Here is a 21,116-nt window from a genome sequence, read left to right as displayed (position 1 = left end):
ATGGGGAGAGGCCGGCCGCACCGTCAGGCACGGCCGGATGAGGGGGGAGCGTCGGGTCGCCCCCACCCCCACCCTCCCCCGCTGCGGCAGGGGAGGGAGCTCACTCGTGCGCCTCGGCCCTCGTAGGGGGAGAGGCCGGCCGCACCGTCAGGCGCGGCCGGGTGAGGGGGGAGCGTCGGGTCGCCCCCACCCCCACCCTCCCCCGCTGCGACAGGGGAGGGAGTTTACTCGTGCGCCTCGGCCCTCGCAGGGGGAGACCCTCCCCCGCTGCGGCAGGGGAGGGAGTTTACTCGTGCGCCTCGGCCCTCGCAGGGGGAGAGGCCGGCCGCACCGTCAGGCGCGGCCGGGAAACGGGGAACGTTGGGTTTCCGCCCCCGTTGCGGCGCTCGACGTCGCGTCGGGAGATAAAACCCCCGCCCTCAGTCGCGATCGGCCGTGGACTGCATCGGCACGAGCGACAGGCCGGCGCGAACCCCGGTTCTGCACAGACGGTCGACGTGGCTGAGTAGCTGGGTGAGGTCGAACGGCTTGTTCAAATAGCCTTCCGCCCCGATCACGTCCGCCCAGCGATGCGCTTCGCCAGTGCTGCTCACGACGAGAATCGGGACGCGCATTCCCAAATCGCGAAGGCCGTGGGCGAAAGCCAGCCCTCCCACGCTCGGCCTGTGCATGTCCAGCACCACCGAATCCGGAGCGTCGCGCATGACCTCCGCGAGCGCTTCCAGTCCGTTGGCCACCGTCTGCGCTTCGTAGCCACAGCAGCACAGTGCGTCGGCAAGCATCTCCCGAACACCACGATCATCGTCGACGACCAGGACGGATCGCTTCATGGATTCTCCAACAATCGAGCTGTCGCCGCGGGAGCGCCGCTTCTTGCGTGTTACGCTATGAAAACGAATACGCATTTATCCTGTGACGTTGCCGAGCGAACGGCACAACGACTGTTTCAAGAGCGAAACGCTCCCCGCGTGTTCGTGTGAGCCGATCACTTGGCCGCTCCGCGTTCAGTTGCGACCAGCGCCGCCGGGCATCGCTAGCACGTCACGTCGACGCTGGACTGCCCAGCCGTGTACCCGTCCTTGGCGACAGTGACGGTGACGCTGTAGGGGCCCGAGTCCGGAACCGCTTGCTGGATCTGAAAGATCGGCGTGAGGTAGGTCGCATTCGCGACGACCGTCGCCTGTCCGGAGGGGCTCTTCGCGGTGGCAATGAGTCGGTAGTTCGGCACCGGGCCGTCCGCCGAGCTGACCACCCCGTTCAATCGAATCAGGCCCGCCGCGTTGGGGCGGCCGGGAGCGGGCTGGCAGGCGCCCGAGAACACGACCTCCAGCGGCGGCGCAGCGCCGCCCGCCGTGGGTACATCGCCAGGCTGGGGAGTCTGCTGGATGAGAGCCGACAACGTCGGCGACGCGGTCGGGCTCGGCGTCGCGGTCGAGGATGGCGTTGGCGTCGCGGTCGCCGTCTCGCCGTTGGCCAGGCGCAGACACCCCTGGGTATCATCGCGCCCCGGTAGCCAGCGAACGGCTTCGCCGCAGTACCCGACGCCCCGATCGCGATCACCCGACAGCAGGGCCGCGCGCCCGGCGCCGACGAGCGCGGTGACGTACGCCTGGAGCACCGCTGGAGATGCCGGCGCGGCATCGCGAAGCTCCTGAAGGTCGCTCAGCGTATCGTCCCAGTTCAATCGCGGTTGATCGACGCTCAAAGCCGTCTCCACCTGGCGCAGCCGGTCCCTCGCTTCTGGATCGGATGGAACCGATTGGACGGCGAGGAAGTAGAAGTCGCGGGCAGCCTGAAGATCATCGCTCGCCAGCGACTGCGCCGCGAGGCCCATCGCCTCATCCCGCGCATCGGCCAGCTCGGTCGCGGCCGCGGCGGTCCTCAGCGTATCCGTGGGTGGAATCACCCGGGACGGTTCGGCGATGGTCGGCTGCGCTCCCATCGGAGTCGGTTGGCGAGCGACCACGCGCGGCTCCCCATTCGCGACCGGAACGGATGTCGAGACCCAGCGCAACAGCGCGAGCCCTACGAACAACACGGCGGCGCTGGCGGCTGCGCCGACGATCCGCGTCCGCGAGCGCGGGAGGCGAGCAGCGGAGGGGGCCCGAATCCCCCGTCGCGCGTCGCGGCCGGCGCTCAGCTCCAACGCGTTGAAAGTCGTCGGCCCGGCGGGGCGCCCGAATCGGCCCGACACCGAGGCGCGAGCGGCGCGCGACGTCGCGAAGGCTAAGCGGCGCGTCTTTCGCGAGGCCAGCGAACCTGGATAGTCCCGATCGGGGAATTCCGCGAGGTCCTGATCGTCGTCCTCATCGGCGGCCTGTGCTTCGTCCAGCCATTCGCGCGCCAGCTCGTCGCACGCCATGGCAAGCTCATCCAATTGGCGCCGATCGCGACCGCTCGCCATCGGCAGCGCGATTCGCCCCAGTCGCCTGGCTCCCGCAAGGGCCAACACTTCGAACACCTCGGAGTACAGGCTCCGCAACTCCGCATACCGTGCTTCGCGGAATGCACGCACCTCCCGAAACGAGGTCGACGCGCCGCGGAGCAGGTATCGCGCGCCCACGTCGCTGGACGAGCGCAACGCAATGTCACCCGCGGTGAGGGCTCCCGTCGCCCAGCCGTACAGAACGACGCGAGACAGCGCGGGGTCGGGGAGCGCGCCGCGATCGTCCGTCCAGGATCCTTCGACCTCGGCGACCGCGTCCTCGATCACGAACACGATGTGGTCTTCGCCGAGGCTGCTCGAGGACACGCGCTGGGTCGGCGGCGGCTGCGATGGGTCAGGCAATGGCAGTCTCGATTACCGAGGGGCCGGCGGCTCGCGCAGGGCGATGTGCAGCTCGGCGAGCTGCGCCTCGGAGACGGGCGACGGCGCGCCCATGAGCAGGTCGCTCGCGCTCTGATTCTTGGGGAACGCGATGACCTCGCGGATATTTTGCTCGCCGATCAGGATCGCGACGGTGCGATCGATCCCGGGCGCCATGCCGCCGTGCGGCGGCGTCCCGTATTGAAACGCCCGCAGGAGGTGCCCAAATCGGGCCTCGACCTGTTCGTCGGTGTATCCCAGCAGTCGGAAGATCTGCTGCTGCACGTCGCGCCGATGGATCCGAATGCTGCCGCTTCCCAGCTCCCATCCGTTGCAGACCAGGTCATACGCCTTCGCGCGGACCTTCCCTGGCTCGTCATTCAGCATGAGGACGTCCTCGTCCATGGGAGACGTGAACGGATGGTGGACGGCATCCCAACGGTTCTCGTCCTCGTTCCACTCGACCAGCGGGAACTCGGTGACGCGGGCAAATGCGAGGAGGTTCGGATCGGCGAGGTTCTCGCGGCGCGCGATCTCGACGCGAACGGCGCCCAGCGCTTTGGAGGGGACCAGACCCTGATCGGCGACGAGTAGGATGAGGTCCCCCACGCCTGCGCCGAGGCGCTCCGCCATCGCCCGGCGCTCGCCCTCCGAGAGGAAGCGCGCGAATGACGACCGAAAGCCATCTGCCTCCAGGGCCGCCCAGGCCAGCCCGCGCGCGCCCTGCGCTTTCGCCAGCTCGGTCAGCTCGTCAATCTCACGCCGGCTGTACTTCGCAGCACCGGGCGCGGCAAAGCCGCGCACGCAACCGCCGGATGCGACCGTCTCTCGAAACACCGCGAACTCGCACCGGGCGAACACGTCGGACAGGTCTTCCGACGCGAGCCCATAGCGCAAGTCCGGCTTGTCGGTGCCGTACAGCTCCATGGCCTGCTGGTAGGTGAGGCGCGCGAAGGGCGTCGGGACCTGCTTCTCCGTCAGCGTCCGGCTCATGTGCGTATACAAGTCCTCCACGACGCCCAGCACGTCGTCGACGTCGACGAACGACATTTCGAGGTCGAGCTGGGTGAACTCGGGCTGCCGGTCGGCGCGGAGGTCCTCGTCGCGGAAGCAGCGCGCGATCTGAAAGTAGCGGTCGACGCCCGCCACCATGAGGAGCTGTTTGAACTGCTGGGGCGCCTGGGGCAAGGCGTAGAACGAGCCCGGGTGCACCCGGCTCGGGACCAGGTAGTCGCGGGCGCCCTCGGGCGTGCTCTTGGTGAGGATCGGCGTCTCGACTTCGAGAAATCCGCGCGCGTCCAGAAAGTCGCGGATGAATTTGATGACATCGTGGCGAAACGCCAGGTTCCGCGCCATGCGCGGCCGCCTCAGGTCGATGTAGCGAAACGTGAGTCGAAGCGGCTCCTCGACGTTGCCCTCGTCCGCAACGCTGAAGGGCGGCGGCAGGGACGGGTTCAGGATCTCGATTCGATCCGAGACCACCTCGACCTCACCGGTGGGGAGACCGGGATTGACCGTCCCCGGCGGCCGGAGCCCGACGGTGCCCTCGATCTCCAGGACGTACTCTGGGCGCACGCCGCTCGCGGTCTCGTGCGCCCCCGGCGCAACCTCCGGGTTGAACACAACCTGAGTCCACCCCGAACGGTCCCGCAGATCGATGAAGATCAAACCGCCATGGTCTCGCTGCCGATGCACCCAGCCCTGCAGGACCACGCGCGTTCCCGCGTTGGATGCCCGAAGCTCGCCGCAGAGATGGGTTCGGCGCATCTCGCCTCCATGCGAACTCGCTGCCCGACATTCTCCCACACGGCCGAGGCGCAATACACACGCTGGCCGCCCGGACATGCGAGGGGGGAACGCGCCATTATACTGACCGCCAAGAGCGCGTCGGAGTTGAAGGTTGCCCGACAGCTGGGTGGATATCGCCATCCTCCTCGTCGTGGCGTGGAACATCGCGGATGGTGTCCGGCGCGGGTTCCTCGGCGCCGTCATCGATCTCATCGGATTCGTCCTCTCCCTGATCATCAGCCTCACGTTCTACCCACAGGTCGCGGAGTGGGCTTCCAGCACCTGGCCGATCCCCGAGCTGCTGGCCAATCCGCTGGCCTTTGCAGTCCTCTGGATCGTCACGGGTCTCATCGTGTCGATCATCGGACGCCTCGTGATGCGCCCGTTCGCCAGCCTCATCCGCGGCACGGCACTCGACATCCTGTTGAGCCTCATCCCGTCCGCCCTCAAAGGCGTCCTCGTGGCGGGAATCGTCCTGACCATCATTCTTTCCGTCCCACCGCTGGCCCCGGGCGTCCCCGGCTTCCTCGCTTTCGCGCAGCTCCGGGAGGGAATTCGAGCCTCGCAGATGGCTCAAGTGCTGGTCGAGCAGACGGCGTCTTTCGACCGGTTCGCGCGCGAGGTCGTGGGCGAGCCGCTCACCGAAACGCTGACGCTCCTCACCGTCAAGCCGGACGAGACCGAGCGCATCGACCTGGACTTTCGAGTCGAGTCGCCGACGTTCGACGAAGCCGCCGAAACGCAGATGCTGAGCTTGCTCAATGAAGAGCGGACGCGGCGCGGGTTGGGGACGCTGGCGCGCGACGCGGCGATCGACGGCGTCGCACGCGAGCATGCCGCCGACATGTTGCGCCGTGGCTACTTCGCCCACGACACGCCGGAGGGCGACACACCGTTCGCGCGGCTGCGGGCCGCGGGCGTTCGCTTCTCCGTGGCCGGCGAGAATCTGGCGCTGGCGCCCACGGTGACCCTGGCCCATCAAGGGCTCATGGAGAGCCCGGGGCACCGCGCCAACATCCTTCGACCCGAGTACACCCGCGTCGGGATCGGCGCGGCGGTCGCGGATGGACGCGGGCGGATGTTCACCGAGGACTTTGCCAACTGACCATGGGGACCCTCCGCCCGCGCAGGGAACTCGCGAGATTGGGTTGCGACGGACCTCCTCGCGCATCGCGCCGCGAACTTTGGGAAGCCCGATAAGATGGGACTTAGCCAGCATCCCGGTCGAAGTCACGAACGTCCAAGTTCCGTACGGGCGAGGCGGCAATCCCTATTCCTTCACCCTTGCCACTGCGAGCGGGTCTGCTTCGATACGCATCGATGCATTTCACAGGACAGATCGTGCGCGGCCGTCGGCTCGCTGGGATATGCTCGACCTGGATGCCTGGTGGCAACCCGGGCGCCTTCAGGCCAGGTTTCCACCGGGACGCTGCGCAGATCTCGGCACAACTGAAATTTGGCGGCGTCAACCACGCCACGCCCGCCGGCAAGACGGCAAAACAGGTGGCGCGTGAGGAGCTACAGGCCGTAGAAGCGGCGCGGGTTGTCGTCCAGGATCTTGCGCGCGATCTCTGTGGAGAACTCTCCCTGCGCGGCCCGCTGCTCGACGATGTCCAGGGCATCGATCTCGCTGGCCTGATCGGCGTGGGAATAGTCGGTGCCGACCATCAGGCTGTCCTCGGTCCCGAATCGGAGGATGTAGGGGATGTCGTCCGTGCTCTCACACGTCACATAGAATCGGTAACTGCGGAACAAGTCCTCCTTCAGATGGAGAGGATGGAGCCGCCTGTCCTTCGCCTGCAGATCCGTGCAGAGATATGGCACCCAGGACGCTCCGGTCTCGATCCATCCCACTCTCAGGCTCGGGAACTTTTCCGGGATGCGCGCGGTCACGAGCTGCGTAAAGAGATGGGGCCCGCTACCGCTGCCCTGATGAAAGCAGATGGGCAGGTCGAGGGCCGCCGCTTCTTGATACAGCGGGAAGAAGTAGGGGTCGCTGGCCGAGCGCCGCTTGGCGACCTCGCCGCGCGGCATCACGCCGCACGCGCCGTGGTCCTTGGCCCAGCGCACTTCGTCCAGCGCCTTGTCCATCGTCGACGTCGGCGTGACCGCGACCCAACGCAGGCGCCCGCGGCTCTCCGCCGTTCTCGTGCCCAGCCACCGGTTGTACGACCGGGCGAGCGCCAGCTCCGCTTCGGGTTGCGTCAGGCCTTCGGGCCAGCTAATCCCGTACAGCATGAACGTCGGGTAGATGACCTGCACGTCGATGCGTAGCTCGTCCATGTGACGGAGGCGGGCATCGATATCGACCAACTCGCGAGTAACCTGAGTCGTCCCCGTACGCTTGTCGTCGCGCCAGCGGCGCACGCCGAAGCGGCCGTCGATAACCCATCGGCGGTGCGGCCGCCTGTCCCCGGGCACGGTCGGGACACCCGGATCAATGCTGATCGGCTTGAAACGATCGCCGTCCTCCAGGTAGTCCCAGGTCGCCTCGGTTTCGTCCACGTGCGCGTCGGCATCCACCCGCATCGGCGTTCTCCTTCGATCTGCGAGGGGCGGCCCCGGCATCCGACCACGTCCAGCCCCCGCGGGCGTGAGCGGACGCCGACGGTGGCACATCCCCGCGCGCAACGGCGTTCGCGTCGTTCCAACGGGGCCAAGTCTAGCGTTATCGGATGCCCGCTGCCCACAGCCACCTCCGGCGCCACGACCGCTGAGAGCGCGGCGCACCGCGTTCGGGCGACGCGGCGGCGAGATCTTCTTCGCCTCATCATCTGGCGGCGGCGCCCCGTATAGTTCCGGTGTGCACGCATTCAGTGACCCCACCTCCGTACCGTCGGCCGGCGCGCCTCGCGCGGTCGAATCCAGCCCCCACCCGTCGGCGCTGATCGCCCGCGAGCGCAATGGCAGCCCGACCATTGGCGTGTATGTTCACATTCCCTGGTGCGCCTCCATTTGCCCGTATTGCGATTTCGACAAGCAAGCCCACGACTTCCGCCTCGTCGACGTGTACGTCGACGCCCTGTGTCGCCACATCACCCAGACCCCGCGACGCGCCGCCCACAGTCTGTATTTCGGTGGCGGAACGCCCAGCCTCCTTACGCCGGTCCGACTCGAGCGCGTGATCGAGGCATGCCGCGTGCAATTTGGAGACGGGATCGGCCGCGAGATCACCGTGGAGGCGAACCCGAGCGACGTCGTGGCACACAAGGTAGCCGCGTACCTGAGCGCAGGGGTGACGCGCCTCAGCATCGGCATCCAGTCGCTGGACGATGCGGAGCTGCGCTTTCTTGGTCGGCGCCACTCCGCCGACAAGGCCGTTCGGGCAGTGCGCGCGGCTCGCGACGCGGGCTGCCGCGATATCGGCGTCGATCTCATGTACGGCTTGCCGACTAGCACCGTTTCGTCGGTTCAGGCGACGCTCGCCCGGGCGATCGACCTCGGGCCCGATCACATTTCGTGCTACGCGCTGACGGTCGAGGAGCGCACCCCGCTCGGGGAGCAGGCTCGCCTCGGCCAGATCGCCCTCCCCGAAGACGACGCGGTCGCCGACCAATACGCGGCGATCCAGGAGTCCCTGGAGGCCGCCGGTTACGCGCAGTACGAGCTGTCGAACTGGGCGCTCCCCGGCCACGCATCGATTCACAACCTGACGTACTGGCGAAACGCGGAGTACGCCGGCATTGGCGCGGGGGCGGCGGGCTCCTTCATGGGCGCTCGATACCGGCGAACGCCCCACGTTCGCGACTACATCGCAGCGGCCCAGGCGGGCGATGACGCCTACGTCTCCGTGGAGCCGTGGACAGTGTCGCAGATGATGCGCGATACGGTAATGCTCGGATTGCGGCTTGCCGAGGGCGTCTCGAACGCGGAGTTCGAGGATCGCTTTGCTCGGTCTCTCACGGATTACTGCGGGGCGGGTCTCGACGAGTTGCTGCGCGCGGGATTGCTCGTCTGGACCGGCGACCGGCTCGCACTCGACCCGCGCGCCTACTTTGTCTGCAACGCGGTCCTCAGCCGAATCTTGCCCTCGACGGAGTCCGAGTCGGCAGCGGCGCGACGATAAGCGGGCAGGACAGGTTGTGTACTATGGTAGAGTCTGCACCGATTCCGCGCCCGGTAGACGGCGGTTGCATTTCCCGATGTTTGAGTGCGTGATGATGAGGAGGCGATTGGTCAGCGGATGAAGAATGGAGTAGGACTGGCTGCGTTAGTGGTCGTGCTGTTCATGACCGGAGGTAGCCTCTGGCGCTTCGGGTCCGATCGGTCGAGCCAGGTCGGCGGGTCCACCTCGGCTCCAACGCTGCTCCAGAGCAACGGACAGCCAGGCGAGAATGGCCAGGGCCAGTCCGAGGGCGGTGACCGGTCGGCGTGGCCGACCGGGCTCAGCGTCATCCCGGACGACGGCTCGCAGGCCTGTGTCACAGATCCCGTGGGCGCGAGCTTCTTGTTGAATGACGCGATGCGCACCGACGCGCGCTTTGACCCATCGACGATCGCGTTCGTGCTCGATGGCGCCGACATCACCGGCCAGTCGCAGATCGCCGGGGCGGACGACTCGCCCCAGAGCTCGGCTACCGTCTGGTACCAGCCTGCCGATCCCCTCGACGCCGGCGCGCATCAGGCTTCTATCACGATCCTCGACGACGACGGGCAAGCCGAGACGTACGGCTGGAGCTTCACCGCCGATTCCTGCGAAGGAGGCAACGGCGAATCCACGCCGCCCAGCGGGGTATCGGGGCCCCCACTCTCGGACCAACCTCCCGCCCAACCCCAGGGCACGCCCCTGACCGGAGCGCCGCCGGCGCTTCCCAGTGGCCCCGCTCCGGCGATCCCGGGCTCGCCCCAGCCGCAGTCCCAGGGCGCGCTCCCGCCTCTTGGACGCCTCCCGTCTGAGAGCGTGCTGCACGTGATCGCGGATCACAGCTGGATATCTCCCCAGGGCGATGTCCAGCGCACGTCACAGACGGAGACTTGGATTGACCGCGGTAATGGGAACGCACGGACAACCGAGAAGGACCCGTCCACCGGTAACGAGATCAGCTCCACGATTCGAACCGGGCAATCCATTACCCAGATGTTCAGCCAGGAGAAGCGGGCGATGACCCAGATTCTCCCGGACACCAGTGCGCCACAGCTCAATGAGATCCGCGACGCGCTGCTCGGCTATCGGCTGGCCTACGAGCAGAACCGGCTCGTGTACGTGGGCGACGACACGATCGACGGTCAGCCCGCGGTTCACGTGCAGGTCCCACCGCAAGGAGATTCCGGGGGGATCGACGTGTGGCTGCGCAAGGACAACGGGCTCCTCGTTCGCGAGATCGCCTATGCACCGGGCTCCAGCGGCTCGCGGCAAGTGGCCCAGACGCACGTCGTCACCTACGACCAGGTCGAGGGCTTGAGCCAGGTCGGCGCAGACGTGTTCGCGCCGACTATCCCGTCCGATTGGTCGAAGGTCGTTTCGAAGATTCTCTCGCCCGACGCGGCGTCGGCGATGCACGACTTCGATCTCTACTGGCTGGGCAGCGACTACCCCGGCTACTCGCTGGTCTCGATCTCCCAGGATCAGGTTTCGGGCCCCCCCGCTCCCGGCGCGCCAGCGCCGCCGGGCGGCAGCATGAGCTTCGTCGCTGAGGTCTATGTCCCGTCGCAGCCGAGCGGGCAGGGCGCCCCGGCAAGCGTCACGATTCTGCAACGTCCGGCGTCGGCACAGGGGGCACAGTCCGGACGGAGCGCCGCGCCGCCACCGGGCGGCGGACCGTCGGGGGGACCGGCGGCCGGCGCGCTACCGGGCGGACCTCAGGGGGAAGCGGTCACCATCAATGGCAACCATGGGACGGTGATCGTCCCGCCGCCGCCACCGACGCCGCAGCCGTCGCAGGGATCACAGTCTGCCGGTCCCGCACCGGCTCTGCCGACGATTCTGGACATCACCATCGGCGGCACGGAGGTCACGATCCAGGGCAAAGACCGGGCTCAGGTCATGCAGGTGGGGCAAGACCTCAAGCGTCTGAATCCGTAAGGGGGAGCATCACCCGCAGGAAGTCCCGGAGCGACGTGACGTCGTACAGGGGGGCCAGGCGGTCGAGGATTCGCGCCGCATCCTCGCGATAGCGTCGTGCCATGCGCGTCGTCTGGCCGCGGATCCCCATGACATCGAGCAGCGCGATCGCCTCCTCGGTTTCCTCGGACGATAGCGGCCTATCGCGCTCGAACAGCGATCGGAATCGGTCCTTGGCAGGAGAACTCGGGCTGGCCAGGCCGAGGATGGCCGGCAGAGCCTTCTTGCGCGTGGTGATGTCGAGCCCGGCCGTCTTGCCCGTATCGAGGGCCGGCGCCCACGCGCCCAGGAAATCGTCCAGGACCTGAAACGCCATCCCGAGAGCGCCACCGAACTCACCAAATAGCTCCTGAGACTCCGCGCTCGCGCGGCCGGCCAGCGCTCCCAGCTCAGCAGAGGCTCGGAAGAGCCGCGCGGTCTTGCGCTCAATCATGTCCAGGTACTGCGCGAGAGTCACCGTCGGCTCCCGCTCCCAGAGCAGGTCGAGGTATTGCCCCTCGCACAGCGCGCGGCAGGTGCGGTTCAGCAACCGCAAGGCCTCCAACGACCACTCCGCGGGCGCGCGCTCGACCAGCGTCAGCTCGGCGAGAACGAGGAGGGCGTCGCCCGCGTTGATCCCTTGCGCTTCGCCCCAACGTGCCCATACGGTCGGTCGGAAGCGACGCAGCGCGCTCCGATCCTCGATATCGTCGTGGATGAGCGAAAAATTGTGAATCATCTCAACGGCGGCGGCGGCTGGAACGGCGACCCGCCAGTCTCCGGCAACCGCGTCGGCAACGAGAAAACTGAGGGCCGGGCGAAGGCGCTTGCCGGGGGGCGCGGCGGTGCGCGCGCCCGACTCGTCGACCCATCCGAGGTGGTACCGGTGCATGTCGTACAGACCGGCGTACGGGGCCGGCGACGCCAGCATTTCGGCGATCACGTCGTCGACGGCGCACGAGAATTCGGAGAACCTGTCTTCCACGGCTCAGCGCCCGCGCTGGTTCGGAATCGAGGATGGACTCCCGGTCCTGGGTGCCGCTGCAGCTTCGTGGGCGAGCAGCGCCGCTCCGACGAGACCAGAATCGTCGCCCAGCTCGGCCGGCACGATCCGCAGCCCCTCCCGATACATCGTCAGGGTGTCGGCGTTCACCACTTCGAACATTGGGTCCCAGAGACGGCGGCCGATTCGGCTGACTCCTCCCCCGATCGCGACGACGGACGGGTTGAAGAGGTGGAGCAGGTTCCGGACGCCGAAACCGAGGGCCCTCCCCGCGTCATGAATCAGCTCCTGGGCCAGCTCGTCGCCCTCCTCGGCAGCCTGGGCGATGATCGTCGCGTGGAGATCATCCACGTGCTCCTGGAGCTGGGACGGTCGCCCGGCGGCGATGGCATCGCGGGCGCGACGGACCATGCCGGAACCGGACGCGTATGCCTCGAGGCACCCCCGATTACCGCAGCTGCACAGTGGGCCGCCCATGGAGACCGCCATGTGGCCTGCCTCTGCCGCCGCCCCGCGCGCGCCGAGGAGCAAGCGCCCGTCCACGACGATGCCGCTCCCGACGCCGGTGCTCACCGTCAGATACACGAGGTTCGCCTCCCCCTTCCCCGCGCCAAGCCGAGCCTCGGCCAGTCCGGCGAGGTTCGCATCATTGCCGAGATGTACGGAGAGACCGGTTCGCTCCGCGAGTCGCGCCGCCAGCGGCACGTTGGACCACCGCGGGAGATTCGGCGCGCGAAAGACCACGCCGGCGACCGGATCGAGCGGACCGGGGGCAGCGACGCCGAGACCGACCACGCGATGCTTTCCGGCTTGGGATCGGACGACCTGGACCACGTCGGCCAGGTCGTGAATGAGTTCGTCCGGCTCTGCCGTCGCCGGGGTCGCGCACGCCTCACGGACCAGGATTTGACCGACGGACGTGAGGGCGGCCACACGAAACTGGGTCCCGCCGAGGTCAATGGCGATGGCAACGGGCTCGTTCGGGAACGCTCTGGCTTGGGACGTGTTTCGCTTGTCGTCCATTCCGACGCGTCGCTCCCGAAGCTGTGCCCCGAGTATAGCAAGCGTTTCCCCGCATCTCGCGTCACGGCCGACCGGCAGCTCGCATCGTCGACCGGTCCGGGCGCGCCGTCGTTGCGTCGTACACTGAGCCACGGACGCGGGGTGGAGTCGCAGTTGACACAGCCGAACACGCCAACCAGCATGCCTCCGCGACTCCGGGCGTCGAAGAATTGGGGGCCATCAGCGATCTCCGTCGCACTACGCGTCACCATCTTGCGCCGGACGACCGGATGGTGAACCGCGTCCTGTCGCCGGGGTTCGACCCCCAGGTCGTCGTCATCACGGGGGCAACCGGGGTCGGGAAGACTGCGCTCGCGATCGAGGTCGCTCGCCGCATCGGCGGAGAGGTGATCTCCGCGGACTCGCGGCAGGTCTACCACTACATGGACGTGGGCACCGCGAAGCCAACAGCGGCCGAGCGCGCCGCCGCGCCCCACCACCTGATCGACGTCGTCTACCCGGACGAGCCGTTCAGCGTTGCGACGTACCAACACCTCGGCGAGCGGGCGCTGGCGGACATCGCGGGAAGAGGTCGCGTCGCGCTGATCGTCGGGGGGAGCCCACATTACATCCAGGCGCTCGTCGATCGCCTCCAACCCGGTCCGCGGAGCCCGGTGCTTCGTCGCTGGCTCGAGCGCGCGGATGCGCGCGACGGACCCAGCCGCCTCAACAGGTGGCTCGCCGTCCTCGATCCGCTGGCGGCTCGGACGATCGACCCGCGGAACCGACGCCGAGTCATCCGAGCGCTCGAAGTCACCATCGCGACGGGGATCCCGTTCTCGCGGTCGGGCAGACAGCGCGGCGTCGCGATCCCGGCCCGCTGGATCGGGCTCCGTCGCGACCGTCGGGGCCTTCACGAGATCCTCGCACAGCGCTTCGACCGTATGCTCCAACACGGCTGGCTCGATGAGGTCCGAACGCTCCTCGCCATGGGCTTCGAGCCGACGTTGCCGTCGATGTCCGCGACGGGCTACGCCGATCTTGCGCAGGTCGTGCTCCAGCGCGCGCAGCTCGGCGAGGCGCGCGACCGAGTCCTCCACGCGACCCACGCGTTCGTTCGACGACAGGAGACGTGGCTCCGCGCTGAGCGCCGCGTCGAGTGGTTCGACGCCGCGGATCCAACCCTCGCAGACCGCGTCGTCCGCGCGCTTCGCGAGCCATCCGGCCTCGCGCCACGCGGCGCGGCGGCCGACTGACCGTTCCGGCATAATTCGGCGGGTGCCGTCGCCGGCAGGCGCTCCCGGGTTGATTTGGCTGCCGGAACGGCGAACCGCTGGCGAATGAGCTGTGCTGGGGGACGCGTTGCAGTTCGTGAAGATGCACGGCGCGGGAAACGACTTCGTCCTGCTCGACGTGCTCAAACCACAAACAGTGCTTGAATCCGGTTCCTTCGTCGACGATGCGCGATGGGCGCGGCTGGCGAGGGAGATGTGCGACCGACACTTCGGAATCGGGTCAGACGGTTTGCTCCTCGCCCTGCCGTCAACCATCGCGGATGCGCGGATGCGCATGTTCAATCCCGATGGGTCCGAGTCGGCGAGCTGCGGAAACGGCATCCGGTGCCTCGGCCGATACGTGCGGGACCGCTACGGCTTGGGCGCTGGTGATTTGCGCGTAGAGACCGGCGCCGGCGTAACGACGATTTCGGTGCTCGATGGCGGCATGGTGACGGTAAACATGGGGCTCCCGGTATTTGCGCCTGCCCAAATCCCGACGGCCTTCAGCGGAGACGACGCGCTCGACGAATCCATCACGGTGGGAAGCGACCGAATCCCCATCGGCTGCGTCTCGATGGGCAATCCGCATGCGGTGACGTTCGTGGAGCCCGGTGCGCTCGACGCGTATCCGCTCGAGACGATCGGGCCGAAAGTTGAGCGCCATCCGAGCTTTCCCGAGCGCACGAACTTCGAGGTCTGCGAGGTCGTCGCGCCGGACCATATGCGCGTTCGCGTGTGGGAGCGAGGCGCCGGGGTCACCCTCGCCTGCGGTACGGGCGCGTGCGCGTCCACCGTAGTCGCGACGCGAGCGGGCCGGATTCGTCCGCCCATTCGGTTGGAGCTGCCCGGCGGAACGCTGACCATCAACTGGGCGCCCGGCGAGCCGGTCCTCATGACCGGTCCGACGGAGTACGTCTTTGCCGGCACGTATCCGATGCCGTCGTGGTGGTCGAAACCGGGTGAGACCAGCGGGGAAGCCCGGATCGCCAAGAGGGAGGCCGCCGTTGTTGGGTGAGACCGCGGCCATTCGCCCCGCCCGACGGATCGAAAGTCTCCCGCCATATCTCTTCGCGGAGGTTGACCGGCGAATCGCGGAAAAGCGCGCCGCCGGCTTCGACGTCATCAGCCTCGGAATCGGCGATCCCGACCTCCCGAGCCCACCGCACGTCGTGGACGCGGCGCGCGAGGCGGTCGCCGATCCACGCCGGCACCGCTACCCAGACTACTACGGCCTGCCAGAGTTCCGGCAGGCCATCGCCCGCTGGTATGAGAATCGATTCGGCGTCAGCCTCCATCCAGACCGCGAGGTGGTCCCCCTCATTGGCTCCAAAGAGGGCATCGCGCACATCGCCACCGCGTTTATCGACCCGGGCGACGTCGCCCTCGTGCCCGATCCGGGCTACCCCGTGTACAGCATCGGCACGATGCTCGCGAACGGCGAGCCCTACTTCATGCCGCTGCGCGCCGATCGGGGGTTCTTGCCGGACCTGGACGCCATCCCGGAGGACGTCGTCAGTCGTGCCAGGCTTCTGTGGATCAACTACCCGAACAACCCCACCGCCGCTGTCGCCCCGCTGTCCTTCTTCGAGGAGGCGGTGGCCTTTGCCCGCCGGCACAATCTTCTTCTCTGCCACGATAACGCGTACTCCGACGTCGCATACGACGGCTATCGAGCGCCCAGCCTCCTGCAGGTCCCGGGAGCGAAGGACGTGGGCGTCGAGTTTCACTCCCTCTCGAAGACCTACAACATGACCGGCTGGCGGGCCGGCATGATGGTCGGCAATCCCATCGCGGTGGAAGCGCTGGGACGGGTCAAGACGAACGTCGACAGCGGAATCTTTGATGCGATCCAGCTCGCATCGATCGCGGCCCTCGATGGGGACCCAGCGTGGGTCGAGGACCGGAACGCCCGATTCCAGGCGCGCCGCGACGCGGTGATCTCCACGCTGACGGACATCGGCATCAATCCGCCGGTCCCGAAGGCGTCCCTGTACGTTTGGGCGCCAGTCCCGCGCGGCCAGAAGTCCGTCGACTTCTGCCTGCGCGTCCTCGACGAGGCCGCGGTGTGGATCACGCCCGGCGTCGGCTTTGGCGCGAACGGCGAGGGGTACTTCAGGATCTCGCTCACGGTGCCGGACCAGCGCCTGTCCGAGGCGCTCGACCGCCTTTCGCGCCTGAAGCTGGGATAGGCTCGATTGCCGGTCCCTGGCACGGGAGCGCGATCCAGCGTCCGACGCATGCGAATCGATACGGAGGCAGCTCCGCAGCGCGCGCTTCTCGTCGCGGTCGAAACCCCCAGCGCCCCATGGGACGCGCCCACCTCGCTCGCCGAACTGGCGGCGCTCGCGCGAACGGCCGGCCTCGAGCCCGTCGACTCCATGTGGCAGCGCCTCGACCACGCGGACCCGAACCACTACGTCGGCAGCGGGAAGCTCGAGGAACTGCGCGACCGGGCAGCCGTCCTCGCGGTCGACGCCGTCGTGACCGACGACGAGCTGACGCCGCGCGCCCAGAAGGCGCTGGAGGACACGCTGGCCCGCCGAGTGATCGACCGCACGACGCTGATCCTGGACATCTTCGCCCGCCACGCGCGGAGCCATGAGGGGCGCGTTCAGGTGGAGCTTGCCCAATATGAGTTCCTGCTCCCGCGCCTTGTCGGGCGCGGCGCCATGCTCTCGCGCCAGGGCGGCGGCATCGGCACCCGCGGGCCCGGCGAGACCCGACTCGAGTTCGACCGGCGACGCGTGCGACAGCGCATCACCACCCTCAAGCACGAGATCGATGAAATCCGCGAGCATCGACGTCGCTCGCGGCAGCGTCGAAGGCAGCAGGCGCTCCCCCTGGTCGCCCTCGTCGGCTACACGAACGTGGGCAAGTCAACGCTTCTGAGCGCCCTGACTGGGAGCGAAGCGGTCGCTGCGGACGCGCCCTTTGTCACCCTCGATCCGCTGACACGCCTGATGAGCCTACCGTCTGGCCAGCACGTCCTCGTTTCCGATACGGTGGGATTTATTTCCAAGCTCCCCCCAACCGTCGTCGCCGCCTTCCGCGCAACGCTCGAAGAGCTGCGCGAGGCCACGGTGCTCATCCACGTGGTCGACGTGACGGACCCCCACGCCGCCGAATGCAACGCGGTCGTCCACGACATCCTGCGCGAGCTGGAGCTGCACGACAAGCCCATCATCACGGCCATCAACAAGATCGACGCCGTTCCGGGCGGGGTCGGCCCGGCTCCGTCGAAATCCTCAGCGCCGCCCGGAGACGCGCTTCCCGCGCTCGAGCAGCCCCCGGACCCGGACACGGTCCTCGTCTCCGCGCAAACCGGGCTCGGACTCGAGGCGCTCCGCGCGCGGATCGCTGCGAAGATCGACGACGCGACCGCATGGCTCGCCGCCCGGGTTCCCTACGAGCGCACGGACCTGATCGACCTCTTCCACCGTCGTGGCCATCCGACGAGGGTCGAATATCGCGCGGACGGGACCGAGATCGAAGGGCGGATACCGGCGCGGTTCGTCGAGCGCTTTCGGCCTTTCATCCTCGGGCGCGACGCGGCTTCGAACGCGTAGGGCACGCGCCATGGCCCGCGCGACGGTGTCGGGCGGTCGGATACACTTCTGTGTATGATGAACGCCTTTGATCCTCTCGGAATTCGCGGTCAGCTCATTCCCACGGTCGTCGAGACCAGCACGCGCGGCGAGCGCGCGTATGACATCTACTCCCTGCTCCTGAAGGAGCGCATCGTCTTTATCGGCACGCCCATCGACGACCACGTGGCCAACCTCATCATCGCGCAGCTGCTGTATCTGGAGCGCGAGGACGCCGAACGCGACATCCAGATCTACATTCACTCGCCCGGCGGCAGCGTAACGGCAGGCCTCGCGATCTACGACACCATGCAGCTCATCCGTCCGGACGTTTCGACGATCTGTGTAGGCATGGCCGCCAGCATGGGCGCCATCCTCCTCGTTGGGGGGACGCCAGGAAAGCGCTTCGCACTCCCGAATTCGACGATCATGCTTCACCAGGCAGCCGGCGGGTTCGAGGGGACCGCCGCGGACATCGAGATCCGGGCTCGAGAGGTGCTGCGGCTGCAGACGCGGCTTCGCGAAATCCTGCACCAGCACACCGGGCAGCCGCTGGAGCGCATCATCCACGACTCGGACCGCGACTTCTTCATGACGCCCGAACAGGCGCTGGAGTACGGCATCGTCGACCGGATCATCGGGCGTGCCGACGGTGTGGCGCCCGCCGTCGCGGCGGAGGAGCCCGCGCCGCGTCCGAGCAGGCGGGCCGCGCGCGGCGATCATTCCCCGGGCGACGAGCCCGCCACGAGCAGCTGACCGTCGACGACGCCGCTATTCGCGGGCGAACTCGACATGATCGTCGAGCCGAATCCAGACCAGGACAGTCGGCGGATCGCCTGCTCGACGACACAGCGCCCATCCCTCCTCGACCCGCCAGATCTCGCAGCGCTCCCCGGGCTCCAAGGTCCCATTCGGCGCCCCGTCGAGCGCCAGCGCGGGCGTCTCGATCCGTACGACGAGCCAGCGCGCCGCGGCCCCTGTGGGCCCTACCGGCGTCGAGGTCGGCGGCGGCGCGGTCGCGGTGGGAACGGGCGTCGGTTTTGGCGTCGGGCGACCGAGTACGACGGTGAGATAGCGCGGATTCGCGATTCGTCGCGCGTAGGTGGCGCGGAACCCCACGCCGCTGTCCGCCAATAGGCGGCTATCCCCATCACTGACGTTCGGGTGGTAATTCACCTGGCCGCCGTACAGGAAGACGTGCGGCGCCATGTGGGCTCGGTCTTCCTGCTCCCAGTGCTGCTTGTAGTTGTAGTAGACGATGGCCTTGATCTTCGGATGCGACTCGAAGACGTCGAACATTCCTTCGAGCCAGTCCCGCTGCTGTGCCATCGACAGAGTGCTGATGACGCGAATGCCCCACTCGCCCAGGAAGAATGGCTTCCCGCGGGCCACCGCGAAGCGGTAAGCGGGTTCTATCGCCGAGAGGGGCGCCCCAACGTACATGTCGAGGCCTGCCCAATCGACGTAGTCGTCGCCGGGGTAAAAGGGCGGAAAGTCCATGCCGCCCGTCGTTGGCGGCATCGGGTTCCACACCCAGGCCACGTTGTCCGCCCCTTCGGCCCGGAAGATGTCGACGGTGCGCCGCCACGCGGCGATGAAGTCGTCGACCGTCAGCCTTCGGTTCACGGCCGGGCCACAGCTCCAGAAACCGCCATTGAACTCGGCGCAGATCGGGCTCATGAAGACCGCCCCACCATAGTCCCGAATGTCGCGGGCGTACGCGTGGATGTACTCGTCCAGTCGACCCTGCGCCACGTCTCGGGTCGTGATGCCGCGGTAGGACGAATCCATATTGTCCCACCCGGACTGCGCGTTCCACTTGATGAAGGGCACGATCTGCCCAGCGTTAAACGCCTGGAATTTCTTGATCTCATCCAGGGTATTCGCGAAGGGGATAGGAACCCCGTCAGCGCGCTGCCACGTGGTGGGGACCAGCAAGATCGCCGGGGGTTTTCCCGCCAGCTCCTGGTCGATAGAGTCCTGCAGGCGGACGGCGAAGGGACGCAGATCGCCCACGCGGGAGTCGGTCGAATCCCAGAGTCGAACGAACATGCCGCTATAGGCGAAGCCATCCGGAGGCTCGTATAGCGGAGCACGAGCCGACGACGACTGGAAACCGGCAAGAGCGGTGATGAGGCCCATGGAGCCAACACACACGGCGGCAAGCACCCGGAGACGCGACGGGCGCGGATGGCGAAGCCGGGGCTTCGTCACCCCGACGTCCACCGGCCCGGCCACCGGGTTGATCAGTCCCTTCGAAAGGTGCCGCGGCGGGAGATTAGCTGCTCGCGGCTCGTGCCGCGGACGACGTAGCCGGCAAGCTCAGCCAGCCGGGTCGAGAGCGCGTCGGGCTCCAGGATGACCGGGCCCGCGAGCTGCGCGTAGCTATTCCAGTCGAGCGTCGGCACGATTTCGTCCAGCTCTTCCTGGCTGAAGCGCCAGAGGATTCGGAACACCTCATAGCTCACGAAGGCGTCCTCGATCGCTGAGTGCTCCTGGTCTCGAACGACCTTGAGCTGGTCTGCAACGCTCTGGAGCCCTGGCGTGCGCGCGATGTGCAGTCTGGCCTGGGCCCAGTCCTGCAGCTCCAGGTATGCGTCGCCCACGAGCCCTTCGACCCCGCAGCGCTCCGCCGCGGCTCGGACGAACAGGAGATCGTTGTATGTCGCCCAACCCACGAACATCGCGGCGTCGGCGAATTGCCGAAGCTGGCGGAGCGCTTCGTCGATCTGGATCGCCGACTTCCACTCCTTTGCCGAATACCGCGCGATGCGGATGGAGGTCTGATTCGACCCCCGTGTGGTTCGCGGGGCGACTTTCACGCTCAGCTCGGCAAGAACCGCGAGCTCCGGGAGCCGCGACCGCACTGCGCCGATCTCGATGATGTCGTGGCGATCGGGGTCCCCGCCCGTCATTTCGCAGTCGAGAAACACGAGGTCGTGCTCCAGAAGCGACGACGGCGACCCGCTGAATCCGCGATCCGCGGCGCTCATCGAAGCTCTGGCCGGTCCAGAAGCGAGCAACGGATCGGGCGCGTGCGCGCTCGGACGACGCGATCCACGGGCGGAGGCCTCCCCCATCTCGGGCGGGTAGTGGCCTCAGTGTAACGCGAGCGAGCGGCTACTCGACCCCGACCGGGAGAAAGCGCGACTCGTCATCGACGAAGTCAGGTCCGATGGCCTCGCGAATGGCCTGCGCCCGCTGGAGCTCCGCCTCGGATGTCACCGCATCAACGAGAGCGGGACGCGCTTCGGTCAATCCGGCCTCGCCGTCGATCTGTCGCTCCCCGATGACCCATCCGACGATGTGGGATGAGCTGAAGGCAGCGACCTCCTCAGGGCCGTTTCGACAGATGACGTTTAACTCGCCGGTCGAATACTCGCGAAGTTGGACACTCGTGGCGCGGGGAATCGTGACGCGGCCGCCGTTCGCAAAAAAGATCGTCACCGGCCTGCTCGCGGCTGCGCCGCCGGCCGCCGGATCACATCGGGCTGACGGCTGCGGGTCGGACGCCTGCTGCTGAGGTCTCATCGCCAGGGGCACAGTGTTCGTCCTCCAAGAAGATGGATGAAACTAAATAAATCCCTCATTGAGTGACTGTACTGTGTTCATTCGT

General features: G+C 67.6%; 17 protein-coding genes. 8 read left to right on the top strand and 9 right to left on the bottom strand.

Going from position 1 to position 21,116, the window contains the following annotated elements:
* Positions 1-419: 419 nt before the first annotated feature.
* From VFC51_13455 to aspS, 3 genes are all read right to left on the bottom strand, one after another.
* Complete coding sequence (locus VFC51_13455) at positions 420-830, bottom strand: response regulator (protein HZT08031.1); 411 nt, start codon at positions 828-830, stop codon at positions 420-422.
* Positions 831-1,033: 203 nt separating this feature from the next.
* Positions 1,034-2,788: a hypothetical protein gene (locus tag VFC51_13450; GenBank protein ID HZT08030.1), complete on the bottom strand. Its 1,755-nt coding sequence runs from the start codon at positions 2,786-2,788 to the stop codon at positions 1,034-1,036.
* Between the two features lie 12 nt (positions 2,789-2,800).
* Positions 2,801-4,573, bottom strand: a complete 1,773-nt coding sequence (aspS, locus tag VFC51_13445) for an aspartate--tRNA ligase (protein HZT08029.1) — start codon at positions 4,571-4,573, stop codon at positions 2,801-2,803.
* Positions 4,574-4,706: 133 nt separating this feature from the next.
* Between aspS and VFC51_13440 the strand changes: the two genes are divergently transcribed.
* Positions 4,707-5,699: a CvpA family protein gene (locus VFC51_13440; protein HZT08028.1), complete on the top strand. Its 993-nt coding sequence runs from the start codon at positions 4,707-4,709 to the stop codon at positions 5,697-5,699.
* Positions 5,700-6,112: 413 nt separating this feature from the next.
* Here VFC51_13440 and VFC51_13435 read toward each other — a convergent pair whose 3' ends face one another.
* Positions 6,113-7,123, bottom strand: coding sequence for an amidohydrolase family protein (locus tag VFC51_13435; protein HZT08027.1), 1,011 nt, complete (start codon positions 7,121-7,123; stop codon positions 6,113-6,115).
* A gap of 274 nt (positions 7,124-7,397) precedes the next feature.
* Between VFC51_13435 and hemW the strand changes: the two genes are divergently transcribed.
* Positions 7,398-8,660 (top strand): radical SAM family heme chaperone HemW, encoded by a 1,263-nt coding sequence (gene hemW / locus VFC51_13430; GenBank protein ID HZT08026.1) that lies wholly within the window; start codon positions 7,398-7,400, stop codon positions 8,658-8,660.
* An 84-nt stretch (positions 8,661-8,744) separates the two neighbouring features.
* Positions 8,745-10,616: a hypothetical protein gene (locus tag VFC51_13425; GenBank protein ID HZT08025.1), complete on the top strand. Its 1,872-nt coding sequence runs from the start codon at positions 8,745-8,747 to the stop codon at positions 10,614-10,616.
* Here VFC51_13425 and VFC51_13420 read toward each other — a convergent pair.
* Positions 10,597-11,619, bottom strand: coding sequence for a polyprenyl synthetase family protein (locus VFC51_13420; protein HZT08024.1), 1,023 nt, complete (start codon positions 11,617-11,619; stop codon positions 10,597-10,599). The genes VFC51_13425 and VFC51_13420 overlap by 20 nt on opposite strands.
* A 3-nt stretch (positions 11,620-11,622) precedes the next feature.
* The gene (locus VFC51_13415; protein ID HZT08023.1) at positions 11,623-12,660 is read right to left on the bottom strand and encodes an ROK family protein; all 1,038 of its coding nucleotides are present in this window, start codon (positions 12,658-12,660) and stop codon (positions 11,623-11,625) included.
* Between the two features lie 269 nt (positions 12,661-12,929).
* Between VFC51_13415 and miaA the strand changes: the two genes are divergently transcribed.
* From miaA to VFC51_13390, 5 genes are all read left to right on the top strand, one after another.
* Positions 12,930-13,895 (top strand): tRNA (adenosine(37)-N6)-dimethylallyltransferase MiaA, encoded by a 966-nt coding sequence (gene miaA / locus VFC51_13410; protein ID HZT08022.1) that lies wholly within the window; start codon positions 12,930-12,932, stop codon positions 13,893-13,895.
* Between the two features lie 115 nt (positions 13,896-14,010).
* Positions 14,011-14,931 (top strand): diaminopimelate epimerase, encoded by a 921-nt coding sequence (gene dapF / locus VFC51_13405; GenBank protein HZT08021.1) that lies wholly within the window; start codon positions 14,011-14,013, stop codon positions 14,929-14,931.
* A 10-nt stretch (positions 14,932-14,941) separates the two neighbouring features.
* Positions 14,942-16,105 carry an LL-diaminopimelate aminotransferase gene (locus tag VFC51_13400; GenBank protein ID HZT08020.1) on the top strand — a complete coding sequence of 388 codons (1,164 nt, stop codon included), beginning with the start codon at positions 14,942-14,944 and terminating at the stop codon, positions 16,103-16,105.
* A 48-nt stretch (positions 16,106-16,153) separates the two neighbouring features.
* Entirely contained in the window at positions 16,154-17,482 is a 1,329-nt protein-coding gene (gene hflX, locus VFC51_13395) for a GTPase HflX (GenBank protein ID HZT08019.1), read from the top strand.
* Positions 17,483-17,536: 54 nt separating this feature from the next.
* Positions 17,537-18,256, top strand: a complete 720-nt coding sequence (locus VFC51_13390) for an ATP-dependent Clp protease proteolytic subunit (protein HZT08018.1) — start codon at positions 17,537-17,539, stop codon at positions 18,254-18,256.
* A 15-nt stretch (positions 18,257-18,271) separates the two neighbouring features.
* Here the strand turns inward: VFC51_13390 and VFC51_13385 are convergent, their stop codons facing one another.
* The 3 genes from VFC51_13385 to VFC51_13375 all read right to left on the bottom strand — a co-directional run bounded on the left by VFC51_13385 (position 18,272) and on the right by VFC51_13375 (position 20,947).
* Positions 18,272-19,714 (bottom strand): glycosyl hydrolase, encoded by a 1,443-nt coding sequence (locus tag VFC51_13385; protein ID HZT08017.1) that lies wholly within the window; start codon positions 19,712-19,714, stop codon positions 18,272-18,274.
* A gap of 32 nt (positions 19,715-19,746) precedes the next feature.
* Positions 19,747-20,493, bottom strand: a complete 747-nt coding sequence (locus tag VFC51_13380) for a 3'-5' exonuclease (protein HZT08016.1) — start codon at positions 20,491-20,493, stop codon at positions 19,747-19,749.
* Positions 20,494-20,620: 127 nt separating this feature from the next.
* Positions 20,621-20,947 carry a hypothetical protein gene (locus VFC51_13375; GenBank protein HZT08015.1) on the bottom strand — a complete coding sequence of 109 codons (327 nt, stop codon included), beginning with the start codon at positions 20,945-20,947 and terminating at the stop codon, positions 20,621-20,623.
* Between the last annotated feature and the right edge of the window lie 169 nt (positions 20,948-21,116).

It is taken from the genome of Chloroflexota bacterium (genome assembly GCA_035652535.1).
GTDB lineage: Bacteria > Chloroflexota > UBA6077 > UBA6077 > SHYK01 > DASRDP01.
The sequence above is the reverse complement of the archived record's forward strand: the minus strand, read 5'-3'. Positions and strand labels throughout refer to the sequence as shown.

Coding starts and splice junctions, on each gene's coding strand:
- VFC51_13455 (HZT08031.1), bottom strand. CDS start 830: ATGAAGCGATCCGTCCTGGTCGTCGACGATGATCGTGGTGTTCGGGAG.
- aspS (HZT08029.1), bottom strand. CDS start 4,573: ATGCGCCGAACCCATCTCTGCGGCGAGCTTCGGGCATCCAACGCGGGA.
- VFC51_13435 (HZT08027.1), bottom strand. CDS start 7,123: ATGCGGGTGGATGCCGACGCGCACGTGGACGAAACCGAGGCGACCTGG.
- VFC51_13415 (HZT08023.1), bottom strand. CDS start 12,660: ATGGACGACAAGCGAAACACGTCCCAAGCCAGAGCGTTCCCGAACGAG.
- miaA (HZT08022.1), top strand. CDS start 12,930: ATGGTGAACCGCGTCCTGTCGCCGGGGTTCGACCCCCAGGTCGTCGTC.
- hflX (HZT08019.1), top strand. CDS start 16,154: ATGCGAATCGATACGGAGGCAGCTCCGCAGCGCGCGCTTCTCGTCGCG.
- VFC51_13390 (HZT08018.1), top strand. CDS start 17,537: ATGATGAACGCCTTTGATCCTCTCGGAATTCGCGGTCAGCTCATTCCC.
- VFC51_13380 (HZT08016.1), bottom strand. CDS start 20,493: ATGAGCGCCGCGGATCGCGGATTCAGCGGGTCGCCGTCGTCGCTTCTG.